We start from the raw sequence: 20,088 nt of genomic DNA, 5'->3' as shown, positions 1-20,088 counted from the left end.
CGGAAAATAACATTTTCATTACGCGTTATTATTTTATCCCCTGACGCTAAAAGTTGCATTCACAATCTCATTTATCCCTTTAAAGGCTGTGGATTTGATTATCCGTTCACCAACTCCTACGTTAATTGCTGTTTTTTTTTGCGGTCGGTTACGAAACATAAGTTTAAACAAAAAAAGCTATTAACTTTCCCTCTTTCTATAGATTAGAATCATCAAGTTTTGAAAATCACACGCAGGCACGATAGACCTGCCTTACCAGAGGACTGCTCAGTGGCGCGGATAAACCGAATCTCGATCACGCTCTGTGCTTTACTTTTTACTACACTGCCCTTTACGCCTATGGCTCATGCTTCCAAGCAGGCCAGGACGACACCTACCAATTCTCACACCATCAAAACGGTAGATAAAAAGAAAAGCGCTACAGCCAGCCAAAAAACAACAAAGACCAGCAAGAAAACGGCGACAAAGACCACCAGTAAAACCAGCACCAAAACCGCTTCCTCTTCAAAAAAACGCACAGCCGCTCCGGCAAAGTCGACTAAAACTGTAAATCGTCGTGGTAAAACTGCCGCAGCACAAACTGCTGCCGTTACCTGGACTGAAAAATGTACACCGCGCAAAGGCCATAAGCCGCGCTGTGTGAAGGTGAAAACCACCACCCCAACGACGCTTGCTGACGCGCATAAAGTGAAAGTGCAGAAAGCGACTAAAACCGCCATGTCTACCTTGATGAACCAAATCGGCAAACCTTATCGCTGGGGCGGCACCTCACCAAGAACCGGGTTTGACTGCAGCGGACTGGTCTATTACGCCTATAAAGATCTGGTGAAATTCCGCATTCCGCGTACCGCGAACGAAATGTATCACCTGCGTGATGCCGCGCCGATCGAACGTGGCGAACTGAAAAATGGCGATCTGGTCTTTTTCCGTACCCAGGGTCGCGGAACCGCCGATCACGTTGGCGTGTATGTTGGCAACGGTAAGTTTATTCAGTCACCGCGAAGCGGGCAGGAAATTCAAATCACCTCTCTGAGTGAAGATTACTGGCAGCGCCACTATGTGGGCGCTCGTCGGGTAATGACGCCAAAAACAATTCGCTAAAAACTTACCCTACAGAACATGCTGTAGGGTAAGTTCTTCTTTTGCATAACCTTTCAATTTGCTACCCTATCCTTACTCACAATGAGGCTATTGTGTGTACTCAATATAAATAATAAGGAGAGAAGCAATGTCGTTTGAATTACCTGCATTACCGTATGCCAAAGATGCTCTGGCACCGCATATTTCTGCCGAAACGCTGGAATACCACTATGGCAAACACCATCAAACCTACGTGACCAATCTGAACAACCTGATTAAAGGCACTGCGTTTGAAGGTAAATCACTGGAAGAGATCGTACGTAGCTCTGAAGGTGGTGTCTTCAATAACGCAGCACAGGTCTGGAACCACACGTTCTACTGGAACTGCCTGGCACCGAACGCAGGTGGCGAACCAACCGGTAAACTGGCCGAGGCAATTGCCGCCTCCTTTGGCAGCTTTGCGGATTTCAAAGCGCAGTTCACCGACGCCGCTATCAAAAACTTCGGTTCTGGCTGGACCTGGCTGGTTAAAGGAACGGATGGCAAACTGGCTATCGTTTCCACCTCCAACGCGGGTACTCCGCTGACCACCGACGCGACGCCGCTGATGACCGTTGACGTATGGGAACACGCCTACTACATCGATTATCGCAATGCCCGTCCTGGTTACCTGGAGCACTTCTGGGCGCTGGTGAACTGGGAATTTGTTGCGAAGAACTTCGCAGCATAAAAAGATAACGCAGAAGGGAACCCCTTCTGCGTTTTAGTTTTAATGAGTGGCAGTACAGACCTCTTCAGGCTGTTTCCGCGCCGAGATAAAGACCAGCAGCAGCGCAAGCCCCGCCACAATCGCCCCCATCACCGGCACAAAACTGTAGCCTAAACCACCGGAAATCACCGCCCCACCGGCTGCGGCACCCAGTGCGTTCCCCAGGTTAAATGCGCCAATATTGACTGAGGATGATAATCCAGGCGCTTCGCTGGCAACGCGCATCACACGCATCTGCAACGGTGGAACGACGGCAAACGTCGCCGCGCCCCAGACCACCATACTGACCGCCGCGCCCAGCTCATTTCGCGCAAGCAAAGGAATGGCCAGCATAATAACCATCAACAGCAGTAAAAAGCCTTTCAGCGTACCGTTCACTGAACGGTCAGCCAGTTTGCCGCCAAAGTAGTTACCGATCGAGAAGCCAACGCCTATCAGCACCAGCATACCGGTGACAAATGCCGGTGTGGCATGGGTGATAGTATGCAACACCGGTGAGATGTAGGTATAAAGCGTGAACATCGCCCCGGCGCCCAGAACGGTCGTCAGCAGTGCCGACAGCACCTGCGGGCGCATAAGTACCGCCAGTTCACTACGGACATCCGGGCGCTCTCCTGCCCCACCTTTGGGTAATGAGAAGAACAGGCTGACCATAGCGATGACCCCAAGACCCGCCGTTGCCATAAATGACATGCGCCAGCCGATGGTTTCACCAAGCCAGGTCGCCGCCGGAACTCCGCCAATATTGGCAATGGTTAACCCCATAAACATGGTTGCCACGGCGCTGGCCTGCTTATGTTTGGGTACCACGCTTGCAGCAACCACAGAGCCAAGGCCAAAAAATGCCCCGTGATTCAGACTGGTCAAAATACGCGATAACATCAGCGTGGTGTAATCCGGTGAGATAGCCGAGAGCACGTTACCCAGCGTAAAAATCGCCATCAGGAATATCAACGCATTACGTCGCGCACGATGAGACAGCAATAATGTCATCAGCGGAGCGCCCACCATCACGCCAACCGCATACGCGCTGATCAACATGCCGGCCGCCGGAATCGAGACATCCACACCTTTGGCTATGACGGGCAATAATCCCATTGGCGAAAATTCGGTAGTACCAATGCCAAACGCGCCGATCGCCAGCGCCAGTAATGGATAATTGAGTTTCATATTTCGACTCCGTAACGTCGAGCCGTGGCGCGACATAAAATAAGAGTCAAAAGCATGACATTGATCGCAAAATTAATAAAGTTAACAAAACTGCAAAAGACTTTTGCTTATTCGCAAACAATAGAGGGGAAAAGCCAGCGGAAAGGATGAGGGAGAATTAACTCCCTCGGGGAAATCAATGCAGCGCTGCGGTCAGGCCACTCGCGACGATCAAGCCCAGAACAATAATGGTAGTTACTAACGAAAATTTCAGATCGGTGCTCATCAAGTTTTCTCCTTTTTATTCCCACACAAAAAGTGATATTGCGCATTTTTACACACTTGAAAGCAAAAATCTCTCACGATTTATATTGATAACTGCTTTTAACTCTTCCCCTTTTCGTTAAGATCAGACAAAATTCCACGCTTACTTGATTAGCGTACCGGCCATTGACCCCTTCCTGACGTTCCGTGTCGTTTTCCCGGCGTGCCGCAACCCTTACGTTGCGCTAAGGGTGTGTAAAGGCAAACGTTTACCTGGAGTATTCTCAGGAGCTTAGGATATGGTCTGGAGTGAGATGTAATGGCAACAATTAAAGATGTAGCGAAGCGAGCAAACGTTTCCACTACAACCGTATCACACGTAATTAACAAAACACGCTTTGTCGCGGAAGAAACGCGTAATGCTGTCTGGGCGGCGATCAAAGAGCTGCACTATTCTCCGAGCGCAGTGGCACGCAGCCTGAAGGTGAATCACACCAAGTCTATTGGCTTGTTGGCCACCAGCAGCGAAGCGGCCTATTTCGCTGAAATTATCGAAGCCGTTGAGAAAAACTGTTTCCAGAAAGGCTATACCCTGATTCTGGGTAACGCATGGAACAGTCTCGAAAAACAGCAGGCCTATCTGTCGATGATGGCGCAAAAGCGCGTTGATGGTCTGCTGGTGATGTGTTCCGAGTATCCGGAGCCGCTGCTGACGATGCTCGAAGAGTATCGCCATATTCCGATGGTCGTCATGGACTGGGGCGAAGCAAAAGCCGACTTTACCGATACGGTCATTGATAACGCCTTCGAAGGCGGTTACATGGCAGGTCGGTATCTGGTAGAACGCGGTCATCGTGAGATTGGCGTGATCCCTGGCCCAATGGAACGTAACACCGGAGCCGGGCGTCTGGCAGGTTTTATGAAAGCGATGGAAGAAGCGCTGATTAAAGTGCCTGAAAACTGGATTGTGCAGGGCGATTTTGAACCTGAGTCCGGCTATCGCGCCATGCAGCAAATTTTGTCACAGTCGCATCGTCCGACCGCCGTCTTCTGTGGTGGCGATATTATGGCGATGGGTGCACTGTGCGCCGCTGACGAGATGGGACTGCGCGTACCGCAGGATGTCTCGCTCATCGGGTACGACAACGTGCGCAACGCCCGCTTCTTCACGCCGGCCCTGACGACTATTCACCAGCCGAAAGATTCGCTGGGTGAAACGGCCTTCAACATGTTGTTAGACCGTATCGTGAATAAGCGCGAAGAGTCACAATCTATCGAGGTGCATCCGCGTCTGGTAGAACGCCGCTCGGTTGCCGACGGCCCGTTCCGCGATTACCGCCGCTAAGCCTGTTGCGCGGGGGCCTCATCTGGCTCCCGCAGCCATTCCTTGTTCAACGTTTCACTATCCCCTAAATAATCCAGCAGCCAGCTCAATGCCGGCGACGTATCGTTCTGTTGCCATGTCAGGCAGCATGCGGCATCAGGAAATGGATTCTCCAACTGTAGCGCAACCCATTTGCCGCTATCGATCCACGGTTTGGCAAAATGCGTCGGTACCATGCCGACGCACAACCCTGCAGACAAACAGGTAGCGGAAGATTCCCAGTCTGGCACCACAACGCGCTTTTGGTTATCCAGCAGCCAGGTAATACGCTTTGGCAACGTACGGGAGGTATCTTCACGCACCAGTGACGGCCAGTTGCGCAACGTGTCATCACTCAGCGGCCCGGGCATTGACGCCAACGGATGATGGCTAGCCACCACGCAGCTCCAGCTCAGCATTCCCATGTCACGGAAGGTATAGCGGCCCCCCACCGGAATCGCCTGCGTGGCGCCGATTGCCAGTTCAACGCGCCCATCGGACAGCGCATCCCAGACGCCGTTAAAGACTTCCTGGAAAACCAACAGTTCCACATCGTCAAAATGACGATAGAAATCGACGATCATTTGTCGGGTACGATCTGGGCGGACAATGTTATCGACTGCGATCGCCAGTTGTCCGCGCCAGCCGTTGGCAATTTGCTGGCATTGCTGGCGAGTGATCTGCATTTTTTTGATAACAGAGCGGCCTTCTTTAAGAAACCATGCGCCAGCAGGCGTCAATTCCACATCCCGATGGCGCCGCTCAAAAAGCGGCACCGCCAGCCACTCTTCCAGTTGACGTACGGTGTAGCTTACCGCGGAGGGTACACGGTGCAACTCCTGGGCGGCAGAACTAAAGCTGCCGTTACGCGCAACCGCATCAACCACTTCAAGTGAATATTCCGACCACATATTCTGCCTGCAAAAAATTTGAAATCAGTAAGCAAATATTAGCGTTTCACAGCGAGAATTACACTCACTACACTCAGCGGCATTGTTCTATTGCTAAAAAAAGAGAAATGATGATGCAACCTGGGAAAGGGTTTTTAGTCTGGCTGGCAGGTCTTAGCGTGCTCGGCTTTCTGGCAACGGATATGTATCTGCCCGCCTTTGCCGCAATTCAGTCCGATTTGCAAACACCTGCATCTGCCGTCAGCGCCAGCCTTAGCTTGTTCTTAGCCGGTTTTGCCGTCGCGCAACTTTTGTGGGGGCCACTTTCCGACCACTACGGTCGCAAACCTATTTTGCTACTGGGTTTATCTATCTTTGCACTGGGCAGTCTGGGCATGCTGTGGGTTGAAAACGCCACCGGCCTGCTGGTGCTGCGCTTTGTCCAGGCCGTTGGTGTTTGCGCTGCATCGGTTATCTGGCAGGCGTTGGTCACCGATTATTATCCTTCACAAAAAGTAAACCGCATCTTTGCCACCATTATGCCGCTGGTCGGATTATCTCCGGCATTAGCACCATTACTAGGCAGTTGGATCCTGGTACATTTTTCCTGGCAGGCCATTTTCGCCACCCTTTTTGCCATTACCCTAATTCTGATGCTTCCCGCACTGCGCTTAAAACCGACGGTTAAAGCACGCGACGACAGCCAGGACAAACTGACGTTCGCCACCTTGCTACGCTCGAAAACTTACCGCGGAAACGTGCTGATTTATGCCGCCTGTTCCGCAAGCTTTTTCGCATGGTTGACGGGTTCCCCGTTCATCCTCAGCGAAATGGGCTACAGTCCAGCGGTGATTGGCCTGAGCTATGTTCCGCAAACTATCGCTTTCTTAATCGGTGGTTACGGCTGCCGCGCTGCGCTGCAAAAATGGCAGGGCCGTCAACTGCTGCCCTGGTTACTCATTCTGTATGCCATCAGCGTTGTGGCCACCTGGGCAACCGGCTTTATTCATCATGTTGCGCTGGCTGAAATCCTGATCCCATTCTGTGTGATGGCGATCGCTAACGGGGCAATCTATCCTATCGTCGTCGCGCAAGCATTACGTCCTTTCCCACAAGCAACAGGACGCGCAGCCGCATTGCAGAACACGCTGCAACTGGGTTTATGCTTCCTGGCAAGCCTTGTGGTTTCCTGGTTAATCGCTACCCCACTGCTCACCACCACCAGCGTGATGCTGACAACGGTGCTGCTGGCGGGCGTGGGTTACAAAATGCAATCACAGAAAGCTGACGCCCCGCAAACAGATGATCGTGCACAAATTGCCCACGGTGAGTCACACTAAAGATTGTTGCGGGCAATTAATTAGCCCGCTAACAATTATCAGTTGAATCGATAAAAAATCAGGCCTATACTGATTTCCGGTTGTTAAAAATAACGATAATTTCTATGTATTAACGGGGACAAGAACGTTCCCGTTTTTCCACGGATGGCCTTTTCGGCAAGGGTTCCTCCCTTCCTCTGTTCTACGTCGGATTATAGATTCGCGGATTAATTCCGTGAGATTTCTCACAAAGCCCAAAAAAGCGTCTACGCTGTTTTAAGGTTCTGATCACCTACCAGTGATGGAGAAGCTATGAGTTCATCGTGTATAGAAGACGTCAGCGTACCGGATGATGACTGGTACCGCATCACCAATGAATTATTGAGCCGTGCAGGCATTACCATTAATGGCCCGGCACCGGCGGATATTCGCGTAACAAACCCCGATTTTTTCAAACGCGTATTACAGGAAGGATCGTTAGGGTTGGGTGAAAGTTATATGGATGGCTGGTGGGAATGTGACCGGCTGGACATGTTTTTTAGTAAAGTCCTGCGCGCGGGTCTTGAAAACCAACTCCCCCGCCACTTTAAAGATACGCTACGTATCGCCACGGCCCGCCTGTTCAATTTACAGACCAAAAAACGTGCGTGGGTCGTCGGTAAAGAACATTACGATTTAGGCAACGACCTTTTTACCCGCATGCTGGACCCTTATATGCAGTATTCCTGCGCCTACTGGAAAGATGCCGACACCCTGGAATCTGCCCAGCAGGCGAAGCTAAAAATGATTGCTGAAAAGCTGCAGTTGAAGCCAGGAATGCGGGTGCTTGATATTGGCTGCGGCTGGGGCGGTTTATCCCAGTTTATGGCATCACAGTATGGCGTTAGCGTAGTGGGTGTGACCATTTCGGCAGAACAGCAGAAAATGGCGCAGGCGCGTTGCGCGGGGCTGGATGTCACCATTTTGCTGCAGGACTACCGCGACCTGAACGACAAATTTGATCGCATTGTCTCCGTGGGCATGTTTGAGCATGTGGGGCCGAAGAACTACGCCACCTATTTTGAGGTGGTCGATCGTAATTTAAAACCTGACGGTCTCTTTTTGCTGCATAGCATCGGCTCCAAAAAGACCGACAATAACGTTGACCCGTGGATCAATAAATATATCTTTCCGAACGGCTGTTTACCGTCAGTTCGCCAGATAGCTAACGCCAGCGAGCCACATTTTGTGATGGAAGACTGGCATAATTTTGGCGCGGATTACGATACAACGCTGATGGCCTGGCACGAGCGTTTCATGAGATCCTGGCCCGAAATCGCCGATAACTATACCGAACGTTTCAAACGGATGTTCAGCTATTACCTGAACGCCTGCGCCGGGGCGTTTCGTGCTCGTGACATTCAGCTATGGCAGGTGGTATTTTCCCGCGGCGTTGAACACGGTCTGCGCGTTCCCCGCTAATCGTTATCGCCCCCGAGCCAACGGGGGCTTGACACTCAGGCTTACGCTCCCGATTCGCCCGTGACGTGACTGATGGCGCTTTCACGCGCCGCCAGCACACGCTCAACGGTATCAACCACCGCCTGAGTCTGAGGGTCAATTTCAATGTTGACCCGCGCGCCCAGCTTTTTCTTGCCAAGCGTCGTACGCTCCAGCGTTTCCGGGATCAAATGCACACAGAAGCGCGTCGGCGTCACTTCACCGACCGTCAGGCTGATACCGTCAATACCGATAAATCCTTTGTACAGGATATATTTCATCAGCGATGGATCCTGAACCTTAAACCACACCTGTCTGTTGTTCTCAGAGGTCAGAATTTTCGACACTTCGGCGGTAGTCATAATGTGGCCCGACATTAAATGTCCGCCAATTTCATCGCTGAATTTTGCCGCCCGCTCAACGTTGACCAAATCACCGACCTTCAGGTCACCCAAATTGGTGATGCGCAGCGTTTCTTTCATCAGATCAAAGCTTATCTGGTTACCGTTAATTTCGGTGACCGTCAGGCAGCACCCATTGTGAGCAACCGATGCGCCAGTCTCCAGCGCATCCAGCATATATTCAGGCAACTCCACGACATGCGTACGAAAATTTGGTTTTTCATCAATGGACACCAATTTCGCGGTGCCCTGCACAATACCCGTAAACATACTTCAAACTCCTGAACTCAATTAAGACATCTCTGCACAGCACAATAGCAGGTGGAAATTCAGGTTGCCAGCGATGCGCCGCGCCTGCCTGTTTTTTCACTGGAGAATTACGTATTCCTCGCTACAATAGACTGAAATTTCCCCTGCATTTTCTCCTTGCTGCCAGATAAGGCGGCTTTTTTAGTCTCTCAAATAACAACAATATAGTGGTGTACACGTGCAAAAGTATGTAAGTGAAGCGCGTCAGTTATTAGCTCTGGCAATTCCGGTGATTCTTGCGCAAATCGCTCAAACCGCAATGGGATTCGTTGATACCGTCATGGCGGGCGGATACAGCGCCACAGATATGGCGGCCGTCGCCATTGGTACGTCCATTTGGCTGCCGGCCATTCTGTTTGGTCACGGACTACTGCTGGCATTGACGCCGGTAATTGCGCAACTCAATGGTTCCGGACGCCGGGATCGAATCGCCCATCAAATACGCCAGGGATTCTGGCTGGCGGGCAGCGTATCCATTCTGATAATGGTAGTGCTGTGGAACGCAGGCTACATTATTCACTCCATGCATAATATTGACCCGGCGCTGGCGGATAAAGCCGTCGGCTACCTGCGCGCGTTGCTGTGGGGGGCACCTGGGTATTTGTTCTTCCAGGTAGCCCGTAATCAGTGTGAAGGTCTGGCCAAGACGAAACCGGCGATGGTGATGGGATTTCTCGGCCTGCTGGTGAACATTCCGGTTAACTACGTTTTCATTTATGGGCATTTAGGCATGCCGGAACTGGGCGGCGTGGGCTGCGGCGTAGCTACGGCTGCGGTTTACTGGGTGATGTTTATCGCCATGCTGTCTTACGTAAAACGCGCACGCTCGATGCGCGATATTCGTAATGAGCGTGGTTTCCAGAAACCGGACACCGCCGTAATGAAACGTCTGATTCAACTGGGTTTGCCTATCGCGCTGGCGCTATTTTTCGAAGTGACGCTGTTTGCGGTGGTGGCGCTGCTGGTTTCCCCGTTGGGGATTGTCGACGTAGCCGGACACCAGATCGCACTGAACTTCAGCTCGTTAATGTTCGTTCTGCCGATGTCTCTGGCTGCAGCCGTCACCATTCGTGTCGGTTATCGTCTGGGCCAGGGATCAACACTGGATGCGCAAACTGCCGCCAGAACGGGTCTGGGTGTCGGGGTCTGCATGGCGATGGTAACGGCGATTTTCACCGTGACATTCCGCGAGCACATAGCCCTGCTCTACAACAATAACCCGGAAGTAGTCGCTCTTGCGGCGCAGCTCATGTTACTGGCCGCGGTGTATCAGATATCGGACTCTATCCAGGTTATTGGCAGCGGTATCCTGCGTGGTTATAAAGATACGCGTTCCATTTTCTTTATTACCTTTACGGCATACTGGGTGCTGGGTTTGCCAAGCGGTTATATTCTGGCGCTTACCGATCTGGTCGTTGACCGGATGGGACCGGCGGGATTCTGGATGGGCTTTATTATCGGCCTGACCTCTGCGGCGATACTGATGATGCTGCGCATGCGGTTTCTACAACGCCAGCCATCAGCAGTTATTTTACAACGCGCCGCGCGATAACCCCATAACAGCCGCCATCTGGCGGCTTTTTGACAGCTTCAGAAGGGGCTGGCGTTTTCGGCATTCACCCACTGTTTGTGGACAGGATGCCTGAAATGCAACTCACTGGCATGCAGCATCAGCCGCGGGGTTAGTTCACTGCCTGGCAGTAGACGCCCGCCATACAAATCGCACCCCAAAATAGGATGCCCCAACTGTTGACAGTGGATCCGTAGTTGATGGGTTCGCCCAGTTTCAGGCGTCAGTTGTACGCGCGTCAAGGGGAGTAAAGTCCCCTCCTCCAGGGGGTGATAAAAGCGCTCAATAACCTGATAGCGCGAGCGGGCAGGTTTGCCGTTAAGAGCGCAAATCGACATCAGTGGAAACAGCGCCGGGTCTTTGGCAATCGCTGCGTCGATAATCCCTTCATCGTTTTCCAGATGTCCGCATAACAGCGCGCTGTATACCTTAGTGACCGTACGCTGGCTAAACTGCTGGCAAAGCGCGGCATTGATAGCCTTGTTGCGGGCAACCACCATCAGCCCTGAAGTCCCAAAATCAAGCCGATGAACCAGCGTGCAGCCGGGGTAAATCTGTACCAGCCGGTAATGTACCGAATCAAGATTCTGCGGATTTTTCCCCGACAAGCTAAGCAGCCCGCTGGGTTTATTGATAAGCACCAGGTGCTCGTCCTGATAGAGGATCTCTATCTCGTCATGACAAGGTGGGGCAATGAAGGTATCGAGGATCGTAGACATGAGCGGCCTGGATAAAGTGTGGGAACGGATGATAACGAATTTTGACCAGCCAGGCGAATCGGCGCGCTTAACCCATGGCAATCATTGCATGATAGAGTGTGGATTATCCCGAGTGCGATGAGAGGGTTACACAGTGCAACAAATCGATTTTTACATGGTAGATGCCTTTACCACCACGACGTTTGGCGGTAATGCCGCAGCAGTCTGTCCGCTCGTTGACTGGCTGCCCGATGAAACATTATTAAAAATGTCGCAGCAGCATAACCAGTCTGAAACTGCTTTTTTTGTCGCCAAGGAAAATGGCTTTGAGCTGCGTTGGTTTACCACTCAGGGAGAAATCAATCTGTGTGGGCATGCCACTCTGGCCGCCGCGCATGTCATCTTTGAACATCTGGATTACCCGGACACTACCCTCCATTTTGCTACCCGGTTTGTGGGTCCGCTGACGGTCACACGCAGCGGTGAATGGCTGACGCTTGATTTTCCGGCCTGGCAAAGTGAACCTGTCGAGCCGCCCACCTTATTGTTGGAAACATTAGGCATCACAGAATACAAAGAGGTGCGCGTCGCACGCGATTACATGGTGGTGCTGGAGAATCAACAGCAGGTTGAGGCTGTGCGCCCAAACATCCACGCCATGCTTCCGCTGGGGAAAATGGTTTGTATCACCGCACCGGGTGATGGGGAATACGATTTCGTCAGCCGTTTCTTCTGCCCGGGCGAAGCCGTTGCGGAAGACCCCGTCACAGGCTCGGCACATAGCATGCTGATCCCTTACTGGGCTGCAAAACTGAACAAAACACAGATGCTGGCGCGCCAGGTCTCGGCACGCGGCGGGGATTTACGCTGCCAACTGACAGGAACGCGTGTTTACATCGGCGGACAAGCTGTAACTTATCTGACGGGTCACGTGCTGTTGCGCTAACAGCCTTACCCGAATTAACCCATCCATGGAGGATTTATGTCGAACAAACTCGTACAGATACACTTTGATTTTCATGGCCCGTTTGGGGCTGAGATGTCGAATCAGCTCGTTGAATTGGCCGAGTCAATCAACCAGGAGCCGGGGTTCATCTGGAAAATCTGGACCGAAAACGCAGCAAATAATGAAGCGGGTGGCATCTACTTGTTCCAGGATGAAAACACCGCGCTGGCCTATATCAAAAAACACACGGCCCGCCTGAAGCATTTAGGCGTGACAGACGTGACGTTCAAAATCTTCGATATCAATGAACCATTAAGTAAGATTAACCACGGTCATATCGGCTAATATTTTCCCCCAGACGCCCCGCTCCGGGGCGCTGCTACACTCTGCTGCCGTCCCCCTCATCAAAAGCCCCCCTTTTCGCCACCTCACGATGGCGATATAGCGTGTGCCGCGTTTGCAATAGTTCACAAAATTATCACCCGCGAAAACTACCACTAGCCGAAAGCAATATGAAAGCGTATAAATAATACAAACAGTATTATTTTATACAAAGTGAATTATCATCAGCTACAGGAGATTTCTTATGTCCGTGGACATTACATTGAACTCATCTGCCGGAAGCTTCCCGCCAGCAGGTCATTACTCGCACAGTACAACGGCTGGGGGCTTCGTCTTCATTTCGGGGCAGTTGCCGGTTACTTTTGATGGCGAGAAAAAAGCGGATGCCTCTTTTGAAGATCAAACCCGACTGGTACTCAAGAATATTGATGCTTGTCTGGCGGGTGCTGGAGTTTCCCGTCAGCATCTGGTGTCTGTTCGCGTCTATGTGACGGATATGAACCAGTGGCCGACGTTTAACAAAATCTATGGAGAATGGATCGGTGATTTCCGTCCATCCCGTGCCGTAGCAGGCGTTGCTGAGCTTCATTATGGCTTCGCGCTGGAAGTTGAAGCCATTGCGTTGGCCCAACAAGCGTAACGTTTAACGACATACAGGTGAACAACAATGACTGAAATGACACTGCCAGATTATAACGATGTGGCCGCTGCGGCAGAACGCATCGCCGATTATGCCAACAGAACGCCAGTGATGACCTCCCGAACGGTTAATGAAGAATTTGCTGCTGAAGTTTTCTTCAAGTGCGAAAACTTCCAGAGAATGGGCGCGTTTAAATTTCGCGGCGCCATGAATGCGTTGCGCCAGTTCACCCCGGAGCAACGCGCTGCGGGCGTCGTTACTTTTTCTTCCGGCAACCACGCGCAGGCCATTGCCCTGTCGGCAAAATTGTTGGGGATCCCGGCGACCATTATCATGCCGCATGATGCCCCGGCAGCTAAAGTTGCCGCAACAAAAGGCTATGGCGGAAATGTGGTGATGTACGATCGCTATAGCGAAGATCGTGAAAAGATTGGCCGGGACCTGGCAGAAAAACACGGGTTGACGCTAATCCCGCCTTACGACCATCCGCACGTGATTGCGGGCCAGGGCACCGCCACAAAAGAGCTGATTGAGGAAGCAGGTCAGTTAGACGTTCTTTTCGTGTGTCTGGGCGGCGGCGGGCTGCTTTCAGGATCCGCACTGGCAGCGCGACATTTGTCTCCTGACTGCATCATCTATGGCGTCGAGCCCGAAGCAGGAAATGATGGTCAACAGTCGTTTCGCAGCGGCAAAATTGTTCATATCGATACACCTAAAACCATTGCTGACGGCGCTCAAACTCAACATCTCGGGAATATTACGTTTCCAATTATCCAGCAAAACGTGAACGATATTCTGACTGTCTCAGACGATGAATTAGTCGCCTCAATGAAATTTATCGCTGAACGAATGAAAATTGTCGTGGAGCCGACCGGTTGCCTGGGTTTCGCCGCCGCCAGAGCGCGTAAAGCTGAACTGCGTGGTAAGAAAATCGGCATTATCATCAGCGGTGGCAACGTGGATATCAGCCGTTACAGTGAATTCCTTGCCGGGTGATCGAAAAGGTATCTGCTAAGCGGATACCTTACTATTGTCTGTACATTCCCGTCTGGAAAAGCGGGCCCAGCTCACTGTAAACTGCTCGCAATTGTGGCAACAGGCATCACCGCAGGAGACTGGCATGCCAAAAACCGACAACAACTCACTTCTCTGCCAAATTGATACTATCGCCAGGGGCTTGAGTGAGACCTTTTCTCCATTTTGCGAAGTGGTGGTTCATGATCTCAAAAATCCTGAACATGCCATTTTATCCATCCATAATAACCTGTCAGGACGTGAACCCGGCCAGCCGGCAACAGAGCTTGGCCTGGCCAGAATCGCATCGCCTGAATTTCCCAGTATCATTGCCAACTACAGCAACCAGTTTGCCGATGGCCGTCCGGTGAAAAGCACGTCCATAGGCATCAAGGATGAAAAAGGCATATACGTAGCAGCACTGTGTCTGAATGTGGATATGACGCTGTTTCGTGGCATGCAGAGCGCCCTCGCGCGTTTTACTGAAACCGCAGACTCGCCTGTTAAGGAACATATCGATCCTGGTAGTAATGAAGTCATCCGCCAGCGTATCGATGACTTTGCGGCTAAGCGCGCCACAACGGCCCGCGCCCTTAAACCTGAAGACCGTAAGCGACTGATTCAACAATTACGCAAAGACGGTTTGCTGAACGTACGAAAATCTATGGATACCGTAGCGCAGCATCTGGGCGTTTCCAGGGCTACCGCTTATCTGTATGCCCGTCAGTCAGTTCAGGCGGGTGAATAAACGGGTTCAGATAGACCACACTTGCCGCAGCATAGAATGTCTGCTCTTGATTACCGACACGAAGCGCTCCCGCTATACTAAGGGCGGCTTCGTGCCCGATTTCGTGTCCGATATAGTTATCCACCAGTAAACAACCAAATCCCGCTGCAGTGAAAAAATAAACCTTTATTTTCGTGCGTATTTATTGGCGCTGAGTAAATAGATGACTTATTTTTGTACGTACACAGTGAAATTTAGCTTTACTCAAATAACACTACCAGCATTGCTAATGCATCACAATAGAACAAATAACAACTAACTCACTGATTTAAAAGAATTTAAAAAATACTGAATTTATTGCACCAATAATACCTATGCAATATATATAAATAGCGTGATATCTAAATTATAATTCTTTTACATCCGGCTGATTGGTGAGGTAAGAATGCGGTTAATGGTCATGTTGGTAAGCTTTGTACTCTCCACCCAGCTTTGGGCAGGTGAACTTTCCAGGCCCACCGGTAAAGTTCTTTTAACGCTATCGGGTAATATTGAAAATACAAATGCTGATGGGAAAGCCGTTTTTGATACCGCCAGCCTCGAGAAGCTGGGCATGGTCAGTTTCCAGACCACCTCCCCCTGGTATAATGGACGCACTACCTTTACGGGTATTCCACTACAAAAACTCATGGATTATGTCGGGGCGAATGGCTCTGTTGTGAAGGTCACTGCGCTCAATGACTACACCACCGTTATCCCTCTCAGTGATTTCAAAAAATACAATGCTATCCTTGCTTTAAAAATCAACGGAAAATATATGCGCATCCGTGACAAAGGCCCGTTATTCATTGTGTACCCCTATGACAGCATGCCAGAACTGAATAATCAGATTTATTATTCAAGGTCTGCATGGCAGGTCAGTAGTATGGATATTGAGTAAGCGTTCAGAGGAACATCATGAACAGAATACTGGCTGGCATCATCTTTTTTCTTTTTATATCTACCGGGTATATCTCTTTCCTCGTGCATGAACGGCAACAAGAGCTACAGAAACTGACTCATTACACTGATTCCTGGTCTGCTGCTCAGTTGGTATCACAATATTACCGATTTGAATCGTTGCTTGGTCTTTACACTATCGATGATACGATGAATCTCGATGATGTACGTATGCGTCTCGACATTATGCTCAGCCAGAGTGATTTGATAAAAGAAGGTGACCTGGGGCGCTACATAGAAAGCAATATAGCCCACCGTGAGCTGGCGGTAAAACTTGAAAATACTCTTAGTTATCTGGATGTTAATCTTGAGAACATGAATCGTTCAGCACTCCAGGCATATCTGAAAAAAATGCATGCTCTGGATGCACCACTTGGCCGTCTTTCATCCGGTGCCTTAAACAAGGATGTTAACTCGATCAATAACGCCAACCAAAAAATTCAAACGCTGTACTATATTTACTCAGCTACCTCTGTATTGTTGATAATACTCAGTGCGATTCTGGGCGTGCTCATTTTCTATCAAAACAGAAATATTCTGCGGGCGCACCTTCAGGTCAAGAGTCTGGCCCAAGAACTGCAGAAATCTAAAGAAAAGCTACAAATCCAGAATGCTAAACTGGAATATGACGTCTACCATGATTCTCTTACCGAGATGAATAACCGCCAGCTATTCTGGAGCGATTTAAATAAAACAATCGAGATAGCAGAAAAAAATAACGATGCTGTGACCGTGATGTTGTTCGATTTAGATCGATTCAAAGAGGTAAATGATACGTATGGTCATGATGCTGGTGATATGTTATTGCGCCAGATATCAGACCGTCTGATTTCGATGAGCCTGACTTCGGATACCCTGTATCGCTTAGGAGGGGATGAGTTTGCGTTTCTGTCGAGCGGTCTGACAGAAAGCCGGGCCGTTTCACGAGCCCAGAAAATAAGTGATTTTATCAGCCAGCCCTACACTATTTACAACACGATTATCAACATAACCACCTGTGTTGGCATCGTTATCTCAGAAACTGAACGTCGCTCCGACTATCTTTATAAATTTGCCGATTTGGCCCTGTATGAGGCCAAAAATGAAGGCTCAGGTAAGATAAAAGTCTTTCGGCAACGCATGTTAGAAAAGCTGCAAGAAAGCAGAACGCTTGAGCATGATATGGCATTGGCAATAGTGAACAAAGAATTCGTGGTCTATTACCAGCCTATTGTCGATTCTTTCAGCCAGAAAATTTACAGCTATGAAGCGCTGATTCGCTGGATTCATCCTCTAAAAGGTCTGCTGTCGCCTGATAGCTTTATTCCTGTTGCTGAAAAAACAGGAATGATTAATGAGATGGGTAAAGCGGTGCTTGAAATTGCCTGCAGGGAAGCGGCGTGTTGGGCGGTTCCGGCTAAGATTTCGGTCAATGTCTCCCCTGTTCAGCTAAGCAGCAAAGGCTTTGCCGGCATCGTGTTAACCATACTGAAAGAAACAGGACTTCCACCGGACCGCCTCGAACTGGAAGTGACAGAGTCTTCTCTCTTTACTGAGAGTACGACACCAATGAACACGCTTAATAAGCTCAGAGCCTTGGGCGTGAAAATTTCCATCGATGATTTTGGTACCGGATACTCGTCTCTTTCGCGCCTCAGCAGACTTGCCTTCGATAAAATCAAAATAGACAAATCCTTTGTGCATTCGATATCCACACAGGAAGACGCCCTTAATATCATCAAACTGATCACCGGCATGGCGAAATCCCTCAATATGAAGGCTGTCGCAGAAGGTGTTGAAACGCAGGAGCAACTTGAAAGTCTTCAGGCACTGGGCTGCGATTTTGCACAAGGATATCTGTTTGGCAAACCTCAGCCTTGCATTGATGAGGAAATCAGAAACGGTTAAATCACGGACGACACATTTACTCGTGGATACAGGGCCGCGTTTTTTCTCATCTGCATACCGCGAGCGTTATCCCTGCGGGATCGCAAGGATAACCTTCGCAAACATGGTTATATCGGCCCCATGTTGATTCGCTATCAGGCTACTTGATCATCAACCGTAGTGCTAAATCATTCGGATAAGGATCAAAATAGTTCTGGGTAAGCAAATAGCTGTCCGGGTATTCAGCAAGATAGTGCTTGAGTAGCGTCAGTGGCGCCAGTATTGGCAGCAGCCCGCCGCTATAGTTGAGGATAACGTCACGTAACTCTCCGCGCTGGCGGGTGTTTAACCGATCGCGGAAGTAGCCCTGGATATGCATCAGTACGTTGGTGTGATTTTTCCGCGAGGCGGGCTTTTTAAGGATTGCCATGAGCTTTTCGCGATAAGCCACAAAAAAAGCGTCCAGATCATCCCACTGATGGAGCGATGCAACGAATGGACCAATCTCCCGGTAACCTGCCTGGTGATGGGCCAGAAGCTGAAGCTTATAGCGACTGTGGAAATTGAGTAAGCCGTGACGAGTAAGACCATCGGCCCGCAGCCTAATAAGCTCATGTAACGCGAACACTCGCTCGACAAAGTTCTCCCTCAGCACTGGATCGTGCAAACGGCCATCTTCTTCGACTGGCAACCACGGGTAGCTTTCCATCAATGCGCCGGTAAACAGGCCAGTGCCCTCTTTTCGGCCACGATTTCCTTTTTCGTCATACAACCTCACTCGCTCCATACCGCAGCTTGGTGATTTAGCACAGACAATAAAACCCGACAGATCGCCAAGTCCATCGATATATGAAGCAGCGAAATCGGACATTTTATCGGTGACATCCTCACCTGGCGCATGGCTAAAACACATGCGGATATTCCCTTGTGCGGTTTGAACCAGGCGCAACGCGGGACGTGGTACAGGCAAACCGATGGACATCTCCGGGCAGACAGGTTTGAAAGTCACCCACTGAGCCAGCTCATCCATCACAAACCCCATCCGTTTATGCCCACCGTCGAAACGCACGGCTGAACCGGTTAAACATCCACTAATCCCGATGACAGGTTGAGTGTTCATAACGACCCCCTCGTTTATTGACGACCCTTTTCGGGAAAAAACATAACGGTTTCACTATTAAATCATAGCGTACGATATCTGCTGTGAGTTCAACTGATAGATGCAAGTACTCAAAAAAATCCTGGCCGCCAGGGGAAGTGGTTAGCGGTTTTAAGATGCCTTTCGAGTGAACTGTTGCTCAGTAATAGTATTACCCCATTGATCGCCTTCCCATTCTTTCGATAATTCAAATCCGAATGATTCGTACAATCGTCTTGCCGCAGTAAGTTTATTAAATGTCCACAATTGAACCGAAGAGAATCTCTGCTCATCACAAAATCTCATCGCTTCGCCAATAAGTTTTCTACCCAGTCCGCTGCCACGACACCCATCGTCAAGGATGAACCAACGCAGATGCGCCTCATTATTCCCCAGATCCTCACCGTCAATTGCAACTGAGCCGACTATGCGCTCATTCACGATTGCCAGCCAAATCTGATTACATGGCTTGTCCAGGCGACCAGAAAAATCAGCAAGACCTGCGGCAACCTTCCCTTCAAAAAAACTGCCGAAGTTATGTTCTCTGGCGTAATAGCCGCCATGCATTTCAGTAATACGACCTATCATGCCGGGATGATAACCCGTGACTATTTTTACGCTGTTACGCAGGTTACCCTCGTTTCTTTCACGACAGGCTTTCAACGCGTTGGCATAGGAAGAAAGACCTTGTAATACAGCTTGCTGTGTAAACGGATCGAGCTTACCAAGTGCTGCTCCGACACGTTCGTCAGCATAAGTATTGATGCTATGTACGGTCTCCATGCCCTTCCCGGTAAGGCTTAGCCGTTTTGTCCTCGCATCTTCAGCAGAAGGAGTTTCTTTAAGCTCTCCGGCTTCAACAAGTTTAGCGAGCATGCGGCTAACGCTGGACTTCTCTAGCCCCAAGATCTGGACCAATTGAGCGGCTGTTAATGACCCATGTGTTTCAACTTCAAGCATGGCGTGAACTGCTGAAGGAGGATAGTCGGTAGCAGCCAGATTTTGGTTCATGAACCCAAGCTCTCGCACCATTAAGCGTGATGCCGCACGTATGTTTTGTATGTTACTTAGTTCAGAAATCATGAGCATTACCCTGCAACAATAGTTGCATCATACAACCATTGG

At 50.1% G+C, this 20,088-nt stretch carries 20 protein-coding genes; 13 read left to right on the top strand and 7 right to left on the bottom strand.

What is annotated here, in order from left to right; translation table 11 throughout:
- Positions 1 to 270: 270 nt before the first annotated feature.
- Both OGW16_RS23935 and sodB read left to right on the top strand, forming a co-directional pair.
- Positions 271 to 1,101: a C40 family peptidase gene (locus OGW16_RS23935; RefSeq protein WP_043016436.1), complete on the top strand. Its 831-nt coding sequence runs from the start codon at positions 271 to 273 to the stop codon at positions 1,099 to 1,101.
- Between the two features lie 127 nt (positions 1,102 to 1,228).
- Entirely contained in the window at positions 1,229 to 1,810 is a 582-nt protein-coding gene (gene sodB, locus OGW16_RS23930; protein ID WP_048211764.1) for a superoxide dismutase [Fe], read from the top strand.
- Positions 1,811 to 1,849: 39 nt separating this feature from the next.
- On the opposite strand, the gene OGW16_RS23925 is transcribed toward sodB, so the two are convergent.
- Together OGW16_RS23925 and cydH are read right to left on the bottom strand one after the other, a co-directional pair.
- Positions 1,850 to 3,019, bottom strand: a complete 1,170-nt coding sequence (locus OGW16_RS23925; RefSeq protein WP_043016438.1) for an MFS transporter — start codon at positions 3,017 to 3,019, stop codon at positions 1,850 to 1,852.
- 175 nt (positions 3,020 to 3,194) lie between these two features.
- Positions 3,195 to 3,284, bottom strand: coding sequence for a cytochrome bd-I accessory subunit CydH (gene cydH / locus OGW16_RS23920; protein WP_072036634.1), 90 nt, complete (start codon positions 3,282 to 3,284; stop codon positions 3,195 to 3,197).
- A gap of 297 nt (positions 3,285 to 3,581) precedes the next feature.
- On the opposite strand from cydH, the gene purR reads away from it, so the two are divergent.
- The gene (purR, locus tag OGW16_RS23915) at positions 3,582 to 4,607 is read left to right on the top strand and encodes an HTH-type transcriptional repressor PurR (RefSeq protein WP_043016439.1); all 1,026 of its coding nucleotides are present in this window, start codon (positions 3,582 to 3,584) and stop codon (positions 4,605 to 4,607) included.
- Here purR and punR read toward each other — a convergent pair.
- A complete protein-coding gene (gene punR / locus OGW16_RS23910) occupies positions 4,604 to 5,536 on the bottom strand; it encodes a DNA-binding transcriptional activator PunR (RefSeq protein WP_043016440.1) in 933 nt (310 codons plus the stop codon). The two genes, purR and punR, sit on opposite strands and share 4 nt — an antisense overlap.
- Before the next feature lie 113 nt (positions 5,537 to 5,649).
- On the opposite strand from punR, the gene punC reads away from it, so the two are divergent.
- Together punC and cfa are read left to right on the top strand one after the other, a co-directional pair.
- Entirely contained in the window at positions 5,650 to 6,855 is a 1,206-nt protein-coding gene (gene punC / locus OGW16_RS23905) for a purine nucleoside transporter PunC (RefSeq protein WP_043016441.1), read from the top strand.
- Between the two features lie 291 nt (positions 6,856 to 7,146).
- Positions 7,147 to 8,295: a cyclopropane fatty acyl phospholipid synthase gene (gene cfa / locus OGW16_RS23900; protein WP_043016442.1), complete on the top strand. Its 1,149-nt coding sequence runs from the start codon at positions 7,147 to 7,149 to the stop codon at positions 8,293 to 8,295.
- 41 nt (positions 8,296 to 8,336) lie between these two features.
- Here cfa and OGW16_RS23895 read toward each other — a convergent pair whose 3' ends face one another.
- A complete protein-coding gene (locus OGW16_RS23895; RefSeq protein WP_043016443.1) occupies positions 8,337 to 8,984 on the bottom strand; it encodes a riboflavin synthase in 648 nt (215 codons plus the stop codon).
- A 217-nt stretch (positions 8,985 to 9,201) separates the two neighbouring features.
- Between OGW16_RS23895 and mdtK the strand changes: the two genes are divergently transcribed.
- Complete coding sequence (gene mdtK / locus OGW16_RS23890) at positions 9,202 to 10,575, top strand: MdtK family multidrug efflux MATE transporter (protein ID WP_047411470.1); 1,374 nt, start codon at positions 9,202 to 9,204, stop codon at positions 10,573 to 10,575.
- 38 nt (positions 10,576 to 10,613) lie between these two features.
- Here the strand turns inward: mdtK and OGW16_RS23885 are convergent, their stop codons facing one another.
- The gene (locus OGW16_RS23885; protein WP_286519112.1) at positions 10,614 to 11,312 is read right to left on the bottom strand and encodes an RluA family pseudouridine synthase; all 699 of its coding nucleotides are present in this window, start codon (positions 11,310 to 11,312) and stop codon (positions 10,614 to 10,616) included.
- A gap of 133 nt (positions 11,313 to 11,445) precedes the next feature.
- Between OGW16_RS23885 and OGW16_RS23880 the strand changes: the two genes are divergently transcribed.
- The 7 genes from OGW16_RS23880 (at position 11,446) to OGW16_RS23850 (ending at position 17,846) form a co-directional block, all read left to right on the top strand.
- Complete coding sequence (locus OGW16_RS23880) at positions 11,446 to 12,237, top strand: PhzF family phenazine biosynthesis protein (RefSeq protein WP_043016446.1); 792 nt, start codon at positions 11,446 to 11,448, stop codon at positions 12,235 to 12,237.
- Between the two features lie 36 nt (positions 12,238 to 12,273).
- Complete coding sequence (locus OGW16_RS23875) at positions 12,274 to 12,582, top strand: monooxygenase (RefSeq protein ID WP_043016447.1); 309 nt, start codon at positions 12,274 to 12,276, stop codon at positions 12,580 to 12,582.
- Between the two features lie 241 nt (positions 12,583 to 12,823).
- Positions 12,824 to 13,219: a RidA family protein gene (locus OGW16_RS23870; RefSeq protein WP_286519110.1), complete on the top strand. Its 396-nt coding sequence runs from the start codon at positions 12,824 to 12,826 to the stop codon at positions 13,217 to 13,219.
- Positions 13,220 to 13,246: 27 nt separating this feature from the next.
- On the top strand, positions 13,247 to 14,215 hold the full coding sequence (locus OGW16_RS23865) for a threo-3-hydroxy-L-aspartate ammonia-lyase (protein ID WP_100194424.1): 969 nt from the start codon (positions 13,247 to 13,249) through the stop codon (positions 14,213 to 14,215).
- A 124-nt stretch (positions 14,216 to 14,339) separates the two neighbouring features.
- The gene (locus tag OGW16_RS23860) at positions 14,340 to 14,981 is read left to right on the top strand and encodes a helix-turn-helix transcriptional regulator (RefSeq protein WP_043016450.1); all 642 of its coding nucleotides are present in this window, start codon (positions 14,340 to 14,342) and stop codon (positions 14,979 to 14,981) included.
- Positions 14,982 to 15,405: 424 nt separating this feature from the next.
- Positions 15,406 to 15,900 (top strand): putative pterin-binding protein, encoded by a 495-nt coding sequence (locus OGW16_RS23855; protein WP_003832739.1) that lies wholly within the window; start codon positions 15,406 to 15,408, stop codon positions 15,898 to 15,900.
- A 17-nt stretch (positions 15,901 to 15,917) separates the two neighbouring features.
- Positions 15,918 to 17,846 carry a putative bifunctional diguanylate cyclase/phosphodiesterase gene (locus OGW16_RS23850; RefSeq protein WP_100194425.1) on the top strand — a complete coding sequence of 643 codons (1,929 nt, stop codon included), beginning with the start codon at positions 15,918 to 15,920 and terminating at the stop codon, positions 17,844 to 17,846.
- A 139-nt stretch (positions 17,847 to 17,985) separates the two neighbouring features.
- On the opposite strand, the gene OGW16_RS23845 is transcribed toward OGW16_RS23850, so the two are convergent.
- Positions 17,986 to 18,945, bottom strand: coding sequence for a YbgA family protein (locus tag OGW16_RS23845; RefSeq protein WP_286519103.1), 960 nt, complete (start codon positions 18,943 to 18,945; stop codon positions 17,986 to 17,988).
- A gap of 150 nt (positions 18,946 to 19,095) precedes the next feature.
- Positions 19,096 to 20,046: a bifunctional helix-turn-helix transcriptional regulator/GNAT family N-acetyltransferase gene (locus OGW16_RS23840; RefSeq protein ID WP_286519101.1), complete on the bottom strand. Its 951-nt coding sequence runs from the start codon at positions 20,044 to 20,046 to the stop codon at positions 19,096 to 19,098.
- Positions 20,047 to 20,088: the final 42 nt, after the last annotated feature.

The sequence above is a fragment of the Citrobacter sp. Ce104 genome (assembly GCF_030334595.1).
GTDB lineage: Bacteria > Pseudomonadota > Gammaproteobacteria > Enterobacterales > Enterobacteriaceae > Citrobacter > Citrobacter europaeus.
Note: the sequence above shows the minus strand (reverse complement) of the source record. Positions and strands in the feature narration are given on the sequence as shown.

Bases quoted from the DNA above. Each gene is read 5' to 3' on its own strand.
- OGW16_RS23860 (WP_043016450.1), top strand. From the start codon at position 14,340: ATGCCAAAAACCGACAACAACTCACTTCTCTGCCAAATTGATACTATC.
- OGW16_RS23855 (WP_003832739.1), top strand. From the start codon at position 15,406: ATGCGGTTAATGGTCATGTTGGTAAGCTTTGTACTCTCCACCCAGCTT.
- OGW16_RS23850 (WP_100194425.1), top strand. From the start codon at position 15,918: ATGAACAGAATACTGGCTGGCATCATCTTTTTTCTTTTTATATCTACC.
- OGW16_RS23870 (WP_286519110.1), top strand. From the start codon at position 12,824: ATGTCCGTGGACATTACATTGAACTCATCTGCCGGAAGCTTCCCGCCA.
- OGW16_RS23845 (WP_286519103.1), bottom strand. From the start codon at position 18,945: ATGAACACTCAACCTGTCATCGGGATTAGTGGATGTTTAACCGGTTCA.
- cfa (WP_043016442.1), top strand. From the start codon at position 7,147: ATGAGTTCATCGTGTATAGAAGACGTCAGCGTACCGGATGATGACTGG.
- OGW16_RS23895 (WP_043016443.1), bottom strand. From the start codon at position 8,984: ATGTTTACGGGTATTGTGCAGGGCACCGCGAAATTGGTGTCCATTGAT.
- punC (WP_043016441.1), top strand. From the start codon at position 5,650: ATGCAACCTGGGAAAGGGTTTTTAGTCTGGCTGGCAGGTCTTAGCGTG.
- OGW16_RS23925 (WP_043016438.1), bottom strand. From the start codon at position 3,019: ATGAAACTCAATTATCCATTACTGGCGCTGGCGATCGGCGCGTTTGGC.
- OGW16_RS23865 (WP_100194424.1), top strand. From the start codon at position 13,247: ATGACTGAAATGACACTGCCAGATTATAACGATGTGGCCGCTGCGGCA.
- OGW16_RS23875 (WP_043016447.1), top strand. From the start codon at position 12,274: ATGTCGAACAAACTCGTACAGATACACTTTGATTTTCATGGCCCGTTT.
- purR (WP_043016439.1), top strand. From the start codon at position 3,582: ATGGCAACAATTAAAGATGTAGCGAAGCGAGCAAACGTTTCCACTACA.
- OGW16_RS23885 (WP_286519112.1), bottom strand. From the start codon at position 11,312: ATGTCTACGATCCTCGATACCTTCATTGCCCCACCTTGTCATGACGAG.
- OGW16_RS23840 (WP_286519101.1), bottom strand. From the start codon at position 20,046: ATGATTTCTGAACTAAGTAACATACAAAACATACGTGCGGCATCACGC.
- sodB (WP_048211764.1), top strand. From the start codon at position 1,229: ATGTCGTTTGAATTACCTGCATTACCGTATGCCAAAGATGCTCTGGCA.
- punR (WP_043016440.1), bottom strand. From the start codon at position 5,536: ATGTGGTCGGAATATTCACTTGAAGTGGTTGATGCGGTTGCGCGTAAC.
- cydH (WP_072036634.1), bottom strand. From the start codon at position 3,284: ATGAGCACCGATCTGAAATTTTCGTTAGTAACTACCATTATTGTTCTG.